This window comes from Endozoicomonas sp. ALB115, assembly GCF_049310245.1.
GTDB lineage: Bacteria > Pseudomonadota > Gammaproteobacteria > Pseudomonadales > Endozoicomonadaceae > Endozoicomonas.
Window position 1 is genome coordinate 63,417 of sequence record NZ_JBLYZG010000023.1, and the last position, 11,889, is coordinate 75,305.

Annotated in this window: 11 protein-coding genes; 2 read left to right on the plus strand and 9 right to left on the minus strand. The window is 47.5% G+C overall.

Annotation, left to right across the window (positions count from 1 at the left end):
* Position 1: 1 nt before the first annotated feature.
* From ACO6VE_RS12295 to ACO6VE_RS12325, 7 genes are all read right to left on the minus strand, one after another.
* Positions 2-1,048, minus strand: a complete 1,047-nt coding sequence (locus ACO6VE_RS12295; protein ID WP_422461525.1) for a PDDEXK nuclease domain-containing protein — start codon at positions 1,046-1,048, stop codon at positions 2-4.
* On the minus strand, positions 1,032-2,435 hold the full coding sequence (locus ACO6VE_RS12300) for a restriction endonuclease subunit S (protein ID WP_422461538.1): 1,404 nt from the start codon (positions 2,433-2,435) through the stop codon (positions 1,032-1,034). The genes ACO6VE_RS12295 and ACO6VE_RS12300 overlap by 17 nt, the downstream gene beginning before the upstream one ends.
* A complete protein-coding gene (locus ACO6VE_RS12305; protein WP_422461527.1) occupies positions 2,435-4,672 on the minus strand; it encodes a type I restriction-modification system subunit M in 2,238 nt (745 codons plus the stop codon). Before ACO6VE_RS12305 ends, ACO6VE_RS12300 begins: the two co-directional genes overlap by 1 nt.
* 288 nt (positions 4,673-4,960) lie before the next feature.
* Positions 4,961-5,881, minus strand: coding sequence for a nucleotidyl transferase AbiEii/AbiGii toxin family protein (locus ACO6VE_RS12310; protein ID WP_422446989.1), 921 nt, complete (start codon positions 5,879-5,881; stop codon positions 4,961-4,963).
* Positions 5,865-6,407 (minus strand): type IV toxin-antitoxin system AbiEi family antitoxin, encoded by a 543-nt coding sequence (gene abiEi, locus ACO6VE_RS12315; protein ID WP_422446991.1) that lies wholly within the window; start codon positions 6,405-6,407, stop codon positions 5,865-5,867. Before abiEi ends, ACO6VE_RS12310 begins: the two co-directional genes overlap by 17 nt.
* Before the next feature lie 144 nt (positions 6,408-6,551).
* Positions 6,552-7,646 carry a hypothetical protein gene (locus ACO6VE_RS12320; protein WP_422446993.1) on the minus strand — a complete coding sequence of 365 codons (1,095 nt, stop codon included), beginning with the start codon at positions 7,644-7,646 and terminating at the stop codon, positions 6,552-6,554.
* Between the two features lie 24 nt (positions 7,647-7,670).
* Positions 7,671-7,877: a hypothetical protein gene (locus ACO6VE_RS12325; RefSeq protein ID WP_422461529.1), complete on the minus strand. Its 207-nt coding sequence runs from the start codon at positions 7,875-7,877 to the stop codon at positions 7,671-7,673.
* A gap of 506 nt (positions 7,878-8,383) precedes the next feature.
* On the opposite strand from ACO6VE_RS12325, the gene ACO6VE_RS12330 reads away from it, so the two are divergent.
* The gene (locus tag ACO6VE_RS12330) at positions 8,384-9,751 is read left to right on the plus strand and encodes a tyrosine-type recombinase/integrase (protein ID WP_422461531.1); all 1,368 of its coding nucleotides are present in this window, start codon (positions 8,384-8,386) and stop codon (positions 9,749-9,751) included.
* 459 nt (positions 9,752-10,210) lie between these two features.
* On the opposite strand, the gene ACO6VE_RS12335 is transcribed toward ACO6VE_RS12330, so the two are convergent.
* Positions 10,211-10,831: a hypothetical protein gene (locus ACO6VE_RS12335; RefSeq protein ID WP_422461533.1), complete on the minus strand. Its 621-nt coding sequence runs from the start codon at positions 10,829-10,831 to the stop codon at positions 10,211-10,213.
* 45 nt (positions 10,832-10,876) lie between these two features.
* Positions 10,877-11,146, minus strand: coding sequence for a hypothetical protein (locus ACO6VE_RS12340; protein ID WP_422461534.1), 270 nt, complete (start codon positions 11,144-11,146; stop codon positions 10,877-10,879).
* A gap of 243 nt (positions 11,147-11,389) precedes the next feature.
* On the opposite strand from ACO6VE_RS12340, the gene ACO6VE_RS12345 reads away from it, so the two are divergent.
* Positions 11,390-11,683, plus strand: coding sequence for a hypothetical protein (locus ACO6VE_RS12345; RefSeq protein ID WP_422447001.1), 294 nt, complete (start codon positions 11,390-11,392; stop codon positions 11,681-11,683).
* Positions 11,684-11,889 lie beyond the last annotated feature (206 nt).

The window sequence follows — 11,889 nt, forward strand, 5'->3', positions numbered from 1 at the left end:
ACTACTCACTTTTGTTCTCAATACGCTGGCGGGCATTGTGAATGGCCTGCTGGAAGCGTTCTTCCAGCACCGCTTTGGGCGGCAGGCTGGTCAGGTAATCCGCCACATGGATGCCGCTTTTATCCAGCTCCAGCAGTTCAACCTCCTGATCATTTTTACCAGAACAAAGAATAATACCCAGGGGGGAGGCCTCATCGGGCTGGCGGTCATATTTATCCAGCCAGCGCAGGTAAAGCTCCATCTGTCCTTTATGTTCTGCCTTGAAGTTACCTACCTTAAGGTCAATGGCAACCAACCGCTTAAGTTTGCGATTGTAGAACAACAGATCAATATAAAAATCATCACCTCCGATCTGAATACGATGCTGCCGTGCGACAAAGGTGAAGCCCACGCCCAGCTCCAGCAGAAATTGTTGCATCTCCCGCAGAATGGCGTCTTCAAGATCCTTCTCCAGGTAAGCGTCATTCATTTCCAGAAAGTCGAGTACATAAGGATCTTTGAGTACCATTTCCTCATTGAGCTTGCCTTGGCTTCTGAGAATCTCCAGTTCCCTGGTAATGGTCAGCTCAGGTTTTTTGGACAGGGCTGTTCGTTCAAATAACAGTTTGTCGATACGGTCTGCCAGCGTACGGACTGACCAGCGCTCCTGTATTGCCATGGTCAGATAGAACTCTCGCTTCAGGCTATCCTCAAGGCTGATCAGTGCGGTGAAGTGGCTCCAGCTCAATTGTGCAGACAGTGTCTGCACAATCTCCAGAGAGGGAAACAACTCCGCAAACCGGATCATTTGAAACAGATTACGGCGAGACCAGCCGCGACCAAACGCCTGAGTCAGTCGTTTGGACAAGCCGACAACCACCTCCTGGCCATAATTCGCACGTTCACCTTTGAGCACCTCGCTATTGATGCGCTCCCCCACCTGCCAGTAAAGCAGAGTCAGTTCGGCATTCACAGCCACTGCAGCCCGCTGGCGGGCGGACTGGATCAGGCCTTTGATTTCGCTGAACAGGGTGTCTGGGTGCTCCGGCGCTTCAGGCGGTTTGCTCATGGGGGGCCTCGGGGTGTTTTTGTTGTGGGTGGGCAGTGGGTTTCCAGTCGCGGACGTCTATTTTGCCTGTAATTGCGGCAGAGATCAGGGCGGTGCGGCGTTCTGTTAGTAGCCTGACTTGATCTTGTCCCTGGGCTTCAATGGCATCGTACTTTTTCATTAATGTCTTCAGGTGATCAATGATCGCTCTACGCTCCTCAAAAGGAGGGATAACTAACGGCGTTTCCTTGATATTACTTGAGGATATAGATGCCAGATTGGTGCTTTGCTTGGCTACCCTATAGAAATGAAACTTGGCATATGAAGAACCTGTGAGTAGTGCAAGCCACTCTGGTTCAATATCTTTTGGCCTGATTGCAAAAACATGATTCTGGTGGATGCACGGTGCAATTTCACCTTTCCATACAGCTCCACGGCCAAGTTTATCGTTATCCCCACCCTCGTTCATTAGAACATCACCCTTTTTCAGTTCATAACGTTCCAACTGATCAGGCTCAATATGAATTTTATGAACCTCATTTAATTTTAAATAACCATCCTGGACATTAGCCACTCGAAGCATGGGCACTTCGATTGTTATTTTGCCCGCAAGGTCTTTGCCTTTTGGTATACCAGACTGTAGATCAGCAACATGCTTGAGCCGTCTGACAATCCAGTGCTCCGGCACTTCCCCAAGCCACTCCACACCAGAGTCTTTCATCGGTGCATCAGGGTTAAGGCCTTTGGTCACAACATGGCTGATCACCGCCTGACGCTTCTCTTGCAGCAGCCGGATCAGGGTTTTCTGCTCTTCGATCAGGGTGTCTATTTTGGCGGTTTCGTGATCCAGAAAGTTGGTGATTAAATGCTGCTCATCAATAGGAGGAAGTAACTTACGGAGATAAACAAACCTCTCAGCCTTAATACCCAATGCTGTTGAGCCAGACGCGTACATTTTCAAAGACTGCTGAAACTCTTCAGACATGAGCAAGTACTTGAAATAGTAATTATCAAGAACACCAGCCATACCAGAAAACTTAATGATTCTTTGAGCTAATGCAAAATCAGTCCGGTCTACAGTTGCCACCTCACCTAAAGGAGCTTCAGTAGTAAAAAGGACATCTCCCAATTCAGGCTTACCTCGAATCATCACTGCCTCATAGTCATCAGGATCAATAAACTCCTGAGACTTATCATACTGAAGCTTGCCTTGCTTAATGTTTCTGGCTGTTACAAGCAACATACCAGACTCAGTTTTGTTAGGTGTTTTTCCCCGATAATCAACGATTGATGATAAGTATTTTTTAAATCCCGCTACTATCCAGTGAGCAGGAATAGGGCCAAACCACTCAACACCAGAATCCTTATACTCGGGATAAGGCTTATATTTACTGCTAATGGCCGCCATCACGAATGCACCTCCGCCAGCAGCTTCATAATCCGCCCACTGACCGCATCCAGATCGGCATCAATGGCTTCCAGGGCTCGGGGTGGCTGGTACACATAGAAGTGGCGGTTAAAGGGAATCTCATAGCCGACAATACCGATCTCACCGTCCTGCTCATCCCGCTTGCTGGCATTGATCCAGGCATCCGGCACATGGGGCGTCACTTCCCGCTGGAAGTAGGTTTCGATCAGCATTGAAGTGGCAACGGATGGATCAAGGGGAATGTTCTCGTTATCCCGCAGGTCGCCATCAGCTTCAAACTCGACGACGTTGCCTCGGTATTCAAAGGCACCGTAGAGGGGCTGCGACTCTTCTTTTAATACCTTTTTGACAACGGGCTCGGCCTCCGGGTTCTTATGGGTAATGGCATCCAGAAGCTGCTTCTTCTCTTTGGCATCCAGCTTGATCGCCCGCTTTTTAATCACTGCCTTCAATAATTCATCAAAGCGATTGAAATCATCGCTGTTCTCAATACCAACCTCAGACTGAAGCTGTTGCGCCTTTTCCATCAGCTTGCGCTGGAACAACCACAGTTTGGTATCCAGTACTTCTTTAACCTGTTTCTCTTTCAGCTCGGTGAAGTCTTTTTTGATTTTGTTGCGGATGGCTTCTTCCTGGTCTGCCAGTGTCGAGTAGCAGGCATCGCCAAACTGTTCGAATAGCCAGCGCATTACATTGTTAAACGGTTTGGGCGCATAACGCAGGCTGGCAACGGCTTCATCGGTAAATCGGACGGAGAGGCGCAGGGGGCGTTCTACCGTTATACGACGATAACCGAACTGGTATGTCTCAAATAGTTTGCTGATTGCTATGCCATTGGAGTCAGTAGCTTCCGCCTCAAACTTGCCAAAACAGCGAGTCACCATGGCACGGTCTTCCGGGTTCATCATATTGCGCTTGGAACCCAGGGACTTGCGCATCTTGCCAAACAGCTTCGCACCATTGATAAGCTGGACCTTGCCCTTACGCTCCGCCGATTTTTTGTTGGATAGCACCCAGATATAGGTCGCAATGCCAGTGTTGTAGAACATATCGGTAGGCAGGGCGACAATGGCTTCCAGCAGATCGGCTTCCAGAATATAGCGTCGAATCTCACTTTCACCACTGCCCGCGCCGCCGGTAAACAACGGCGAACCGTTCAGGATAATACCAATACGGCTGGGGTTTTGATTATCGGGCGTTATAGCCCGAAATTTGCTGATCAGGTGCATCAGGAACAACAGGGAACCATCGGATACCCGTGGCAGACCCGGGCCAAAGCGACCATCAAAGCCTTTCACGTCATGTTCTGTTTTGACCGTACTTTCGATCTTCTTCCAGTCCACTCCGAACGGTGGATTGGAGAGCATATAATCAAACTGCTGACTGGCAAGCTGGTCATTGGACAGGGTGTTGCCCAGCTTGATACGGCTGACATCCTGCCCCTTGATCAGCATATCGGCTTTACAGATGGCGTAAGACTCCGGGTTCAGCTCCTGACCAAAGGCGCGCATCACCGCATTGGCGTTATGTTCATGCACATATTCCATACCGGAAGAAAGAAAGCCACCAGTACCGGCAGTGGGATCGTAAATGGTGCGGATAATGCCTTCTTTTGTTAAGGCATCGTCATCTTCCATAAACACCAGGGAGGTGGTGAGCTGGACAATATCCCGTGGGGTAAAGTGCTCTCCGGCGGTTTCGTTAGAGCTTTCGGCAAATTTGCGGATCAGCTCCTCAAACACCAGGCCCATATCGTGATTGGAAATGGCATCCGGGCTCAGGTCGATGCTGCCGAACTTCTGCACCACCTTATACAACAGGTTGGCCTCCTGCAGGCCGCCAACAAATTCATCGAACTTGAAATGTTCAAAGATCTCCCTGGCATCCCGTGAGAAGGCAAGCACATAGCTTTCCAGATTGTCTTTAATACCGATCTGTCCAAGTTTGGAGAGATCCATCGGTGATGTATTAAAGAAGGACAACCCGGCCGCCCGCAACAACAGCTTCTCCCGTCCCTCTTCCGGCAGGTTCATCACCGTCACTTTTTCATACTGGGCCAGCACCGCTTCTTTGGTAGGCTCCAGCACACACTCCAGACGCCGGAGCAAAGTAAACGGCAAAATGATGCGACCGTACTGGGACTGTTTAAAATCTCCCCGCAGCAGGTCGGCAACGGACCAGATAAAGGCGGCAAGATTGTTATGGGTGTTGGACATAATGGGTACTTGGCATCAGGGACAATAATGCCGGGGAACAAATAAGCAGACAGGCTCGCTGTCATATAGACGAAGGCAGAGCATCAGACCCGGCTATGGGAAATTGGTTACCGGGGGAGTGTACCGTTAATTAACTATCGGATGTAGTCGAGATGGTAAATATGCTGGGACTAAACAATCATAATCCAGTAACCGACTTGGTATTCAGACGGAGGACATAGCCAAAATGTTCCTCTCTTTGCTTATCTTTAAAACCCAGTAGATCACCCACAGCACATTCGAGCATCATCACATTCTGAACTCAGGAAGCTCACCTTCGCCATAAAGCTCTCCCTTTAAGCGGCTAAACAGTTTTTGTAACGTCCCTGACAAGTAGCTTTCAAATTTCCCCTTACCCAGAGTGCGTTCATAAACATCGGCAGGTATAAATCGCCGCATTTCAGTTTTAAGCCCACCGCCGGTCACTATTTCAGGGATATTCCGAATCAGCTGATCCAGCCGCTGCTCAAAGTCATCAAGCCGGTAGTCGTTCACTTTCTTCTTCACCAGCTCAACATTCACTTCAGCACCCTGTTGCTGAAGCCAGGGCAGGTCCCAAATATCACGGTAACGAATGTATTTTTGTGTTGCAGGCAAAGCGATCAGTTTGTCTGCCAGCACTTCGTCAAGGGTTTCAGTAAAAACCAGAGTGTCTCCATAACCATCGGGAAGAAACGGGTAATTCACTCGTAGCGGCAATGCTTCTTTGGTATATGCCGGAACATTAGCGACTTCAATCTTGATTTTTTGCCGGGGAATATCTTTACGCTTCGGAGAGATTATTACTGAGATTTGCCATTTATCAATATTCATTTGTGCATAACAAGGCTCTTTTCTAAGCGTCGCCGGCTCTTTAACCAATACCTCCAATCCATATCTGGCCCCAATATAGTCCTCAATACAGGTCTTTATATTGGCAAGAGAGGCTGACGAAAAATCCACCCCTCCAACAAAATCCAGATCCTCACTGAACCGGTTACCTCCATGACACAGACGAAGCGACGTACCGCCCTGAAACACCAACTGATCCAACAGGCCTTCCCGGTCAAGACAGAACAGAATGTCATAGTGAAGCAGCTCTTTCTCAACGACTGGCCGCATTAGTGCGAGATGATTATTTTGCATAATCCTCTCAACCAGCTGTGAAAAATCTTCAGTGGTCATTTTCATAACTCTGTGACTCCTTCACCAAATGACTATTCCTCCCCACACGCCTCAAATCACGCATAGCCGCCTCAGGCGTAGCAATTTTTAACGGTCTGTCACGATCAACGACACTGTCCAGAATATCGGCGACTGAACGGCGGGTATGGGTAAATTCAAGAACCCCAAAAGGGGTTTTATACTCTCCCTTCCGGCCTGTGGTCATAATGGTCAGCCGATCAACAGGGATTTGGGAAATAACGCCATACTCTGATAGCGCTGATTCCAAACTGATGTAGTTGTACTCCCCCCTTCGCAAGGCTATGGCAATGCGCTCCAGCATATCTGCATTTTTGTTGCTTGAGAGGGTGAACGTATAAATCCCTTTCATCATCCGACGAAGAATATCATTCTTCACCAACCGAACCAGTCCGGCCTGAAAGGCTCGCGGGGAGTCTTCACTAAAGATTTTGCCCAAATCCCTGGCGGTAAAAACCGAATGTCCCATCCGGTCAAAAGCCGATAGCCGGTGGATTGCAGTGGCCTGATCCATCGTTACCACTCCTTCATGTAAACGTTTTAATCACTTAAATGGTGTATTTCTGTCTACATAATAGCAAAATACACAGCATATAAACGCGAACAACATTAAATAGTGGTATTTATGTCTACTTATTGGCCAGTTGATTAAGGTCAGTTACCGGTACCTTAATCCCTGCCAGTGGCTGGTTTTCTTGGCGTAGCGTTGTTTCAGCTCGGCCAGCCTCTGGTCATAGGCTGTTTGTCTGTTCAGCATTTTGGCCATCAGCTGAAGATCGCCAAGCTTTGTTGACAGCTCGGAATACACGGTAGATGAGCCTCTTTGCTCAAACAGTTCTTCCACCCGACGCCAATAGGCCTCTTCATTGGCAGCAACGCTTTCGGCCTTTTGCTGCTGTTGCAGCTGCTTTTGCATCATGGCCTTTTCATCAGCCTTTTTCCGCAGCTCCCGGGCAGAAGCCAGCAGATGGCCAACCGTGACTGAACTGCTGCGCGGTATTTCCTGAGTTTGATCCACCAGGGCGGCAAACTGTTCTCTTCGTGCAGTACCGGTTTCATCTAACAGTAACGCTTTCAGCTGGGCTCTGGCCGTCGCTTCCGGGAGTTGCATGACATATTGATCAATTAACACTTCAGGCTCAACACTGGCATAATCCGGTTTGACCCTGGCCGACGCAACAACCCGTTGGGCATCCAGTTTCAGGAAATCGCACAACGCACTCTGGCTGGCAGAAAGGTCATCAAGGCCCAGAGGGATGGCGGGGGACAGCGCATCCGGTTCCAGCTCATCCAATTGAGACAACCAGGCCAGATACAGTGAACGATAGTCACCGTGCATCAGCTCACTGCGAATGTTCAGCAGGCTGCCCATCCAGCCATCGCCTTCATCCCACTCATCGTCGTAGCCGTCTTCATCTTCATAGACAAATTCAATAATCCAGTGCGCGCCAGACGATTTGTAAGTGCAGATATCCCCCTGGAGGTAACGCAGCAGTGTCGATTCATCAATAAGATGACGAGGCACCTTAATCGCAAAAATTTTGCAACCAAAATTGGAAACATAAACATAAGCATCGAAGAACCTGCTCAGTAACTGCCTTGGGTCGGCTTTTAAATCACCGTAGTTATAGGTGTTACAGAACCGGGTAGACGATATCTGTGCCCGGCTGGAAATCCCCCGAAGATACCCCATCTCCTCTTTCGACAACTGCCGGTCAACGGCCACCAACTCGTAATACTGGTATTCACTCATAACTGTTATGCCTTCTGCACCTTTCTACAGCTTACGTACCTCGTCAAGGCTGACCACATTATCTGGCAAAGCCAATGAACTCTCCAGCCCAATAACAGTAGCTGCTGCTGCAGGAAATGGATTCGGAAAATTCTCATCCGGCGTTTGTGGATATGCCCATTCAGACAAACCTCTGGCAAACCGGAACAGCCAGTCATCCACCATCCGCGACATGGGAATAAACGACTCCATTCGTTTTGCACCGGGAAACGCCCTGGCCTTTTTGTGAACACAATTGAACATGGATGGCAAGAACAATCCATTGATAATCATCAGACAAACAAGCAAGCAAGCCGGTATAGACGACGCTGGAAAGGGTTTGACACAAGACACAAATAAAAGAGAGTAACTTGATGAGAGGTGTAGGCTATACGTAGATTGGAAATCATGAAAGGCAAATGTATGAGCGCTTACTCATGCACGCAGATACCTCTATTATGATTATGGCGCACCCGAGAGGATTCGAACCTCTGACCTCTGCCTCCGGAGTGATCATTCACCCCATCATCCCAGCCATTGCCTTACAACTTAAAACAAGCCATTATATAGATAACTCATTGATATATATAAAGTTATCACCCACCCACATATTGTACCATGTTGCATGGAATTGTATATCGCTGTCTGAGTTTTACTGGAAATATACTGGAAAAAAATCACTTCCGGCGCTCATTCAAATAATAAAGAGGTAAACGGACATGCCTAAGACCACCAATGAGAAAATTTCATTCACCAACACTTCAGTTGATGACCTGAAACCCAGAGACAAATCATATCGGGTATGGGAGCAAAAACAGCAAGGTCTCTATGTCCTTGTCAGCCCGAAAGGCACCAAAACATATTATCTCAGCTACACAGTGCCGGGTTGCAACCAGAGAAAGGATTTTAAGTTGGGTCGTCATGGAGCTATCACCCCATCTGATGCCAAAAGAATGGCGAAGGCATCCCTAGGAGAGGTAGCCAAAGGTATTGATATTCAGGCTTCCAGAAATGATTCACGTCGCCAGGCAGAGCTGGAAAAAAGCAGCACTCTTGGTGCATTCATCGAGCAGCGTTATAGGCTTTGGGCTCTTACCCACAAAAAACAAGGTGAGGAGGATCTCAAGCGAGCAGAGAGGCATTTCGGAAAGTGGTTCGACCTTCCACTATCAGAAATATCAGTTCGGCGCCTGACACTCTTTCAGACAGAACAGCTCAAGAAGGGCCGGAAAGCATCGGGTATCAACCGGGACGTAAACTGCATAAGAGGAATATTGAGTAAAGCCGTAGATTTTGAATTGCTGGAAGGGACCCCATTACGCAAGCTCAAGAACCTTCCCGTTGATAAGAATAAGCGCGTTAGATACCTCTCCATAGACGAAGAACAGCGTTTGCGTATTGCTCTGGACAACTACGATGATGAGCAGAGGAACAAACGAGTCCGCTATAACCAGTGGCTTTTGGAACGGCGTCGTCCAAATATTCCAGAATTGGCTAGTACTTTTGCATGCCATGTAAAGCCGGTTGTCCTGATCGCTCTGAATACCGGTCTTCGCATTACCGAGGTGCTTGAGCTGAACTGGAACCAGGTCAATATAAATCAGCGCCTACTGACAGTGATAGGAGATAGAGCCAAAAACGGCCAAACCCGTCATATTCATCTGACCGATGAAGCCCATTACGCCTTTCGGGAGTGGCGTAAACAAAATATGGAAACCAAGGTCATTTTTCCTAATAAAAAAACGGGCAAGCCCATGAAGGATATTAAATCCTCCTGGACGAAGATCAGAAAAGAAGCAGGCTTATATAAACCAAAAGAAGAGGATTTACACTTCCGCTTTCATGATCTTCGACACTCATTTGCCAGCAACATGGTAATGGCGGGAGTTGACCTGAACCATGTCAGGGATGCGATGGGTCATCAGTCTATTGATATGACACTCAAATATGCTCACCTGGCCCCTCAATCCAGGCAGTCTGCTATTGCTGTACTGAATGATTATATGAAGGCTTCCAGACAGGCTATGGATGAAGGTGTATCTGAGATCAGTAATGAGCCAGAACAGGAGAAATCTGAAATAGCCTGACCTTCCCATTATAAACTTGGAAAATGCCATTCATTATTAGGTGTGCTCAGATTTGAGTACACCCCCCCTTTTTTTCTATCCTGTAACCTAAGAAAAATCAGGGGTAGCTATCAGATGACTACAAAAGTATAAGATGCGTCCAAACTTGGACACATCGGAATTTTCAGTAACTGTCCATGTAAAAAGATTAACCTTTCTGAAATCAATTCACTCATGACAGTGCTCACATTTGGGCACTGCAAACTTTCCAGTTCCTTAAATTGAGGATTTGAAAATTAATAGTATTTACCCAGCCTTCCCCAAGTTTGAGGAGACCCATCTCACAATATTTCATCAATGACTATCAGCAAGTTTGCTGACACCCCACCAGCAATAGCTATTAGTGGCACTGTCCAAACTGACCACCTCTGCTGTTCAAATGTGACCCACCCTGCTGTTTTTGTGTGACCACCCCGCTGTTCATAGTCCAGTGTATTTTTTGAAATCATCCATCCTGCTCTTCAGCTTCAGGATCAGTGGATGGCTATTCGTACGGTTCGGATCGTCGTCGAATAATACGGACTCAAGCTTTTCGGCTTCTGTCAGGAATACTGACCACAAAAAAGCCTTTTCATCAGCAGCGTTTTTTGTCAACCCGATTTTTCTGGCTTGGGCCAACCATTCTCCATAAAGTTTCAAACTGCCAGAGAAAACAAGCTCACAGTGAGCGAAAAAACCATTAATCAGCTGGCGTTGATGGTCATTATGATCATTAAACTCAAAATAGAATGGATCATAAACCGACGTTGTAAACAGGTGCTGCAGTTGTTCAGATATTGTCGTGTAAAGTTCTTCTGCAACAGCAGATAATGGCGTTAGTAAGCTCTGTCTGAGAAACAGTTTGGTTACTGTCATCTGGCAGCCATGTGCCCGTCGACAAGTATTTTTCTGCTCAGCCCACCCCTCTTCAATAGCCAATGCCAGAAAACAGGTCAGCGAATCAAGCGTGTAAGGCACTTCAAGTTTATTAACAGTTTTGGCCCTTAATGTCTGTCTTCTGACAGCGCTATTTTCATCACTGAAGAGTTTGCCCCTGTACATTGAGGGCAGCTGTAACAGGATATGGTTTAAAAAATCCTGATCAATCTACTGTTGATCAATGAGTTCCCAAAAGCAATGACAGAGAATGCCTTTCGCCCCCTTTGTTTTACTGCATGATTCTACTTGGTTTACCAACTTTTCCTGAGAGGCAGGCTGCCCGTTTTCTTTTCTGTTCCAGAACCTTGAAGAATGGTTCAGCCAGCCGGGTTTCTTCTCTGCCAAAACAGAGTCTTCCAGCAAGCACTTCTTAATCTGGTAAGCGGTTTTTACCCCAAGGCGTTCTTTTATCCAGGCAACCCAGTATCGCGTGGTCAAGGATCGTGTTCTCCGCGACAAACGTTTGTAATCAGTAAAGGAATACATAAGAAAAAAATTGCGCATTGGATGTGCGAAAATTGCGCTGTGCCCGGCAGGGCCTTGGTATATCAGCACTTATCTTTTTCAATGCAAAAAAAGTCGTGCCTTTTTTCTAAAAATAAGCCGCTACGCAAGAATTGTAAAAGCGCTTATTCTTACTAAATGACCACTTATCACTGATATAGATGTGTGGAGGTTAGCTTGAGTACTGGACAGCCTGAGGCGAGGGTGACCGCGTTATCGGCCAAACTGGAAAGTGACCTGCTGACGCTTTATCGCTCACCCGTATTGAGCGGGGAGCAACTTCGTCAGGCAATGGGGTATCGGACCATGGGCGCATTGCGCCAGGCCATCAATCAGCACCATTTTCCTGTGAGGCTGTTTACTATGGCCAAGCGGCGGGGGCGATTTGTCCTGGTCGCTGATGTTGCCCGGTGGCTGGCAAAACAGAGTATTGAAAACTCGTTCAACACGACTGAAGAGGATGAGCAATAAGTAACTGAGAAAGCTTGTTATTCCATTTCAAGGCACTGAAAGCAAAAAGCCAGAGTTGTCGGGACTCTGGCTTTTCACGGGAGGATGAGATAAGACTCAGTCCCCTCATTTAAGCTTTCCAGCTCAACCCTGTCAAATGTCTACATTGATTGGCTGGGTTGAGTTTGCCTTGTTTTCCCATGTTCTTGATGAAAACAAGGAGGATG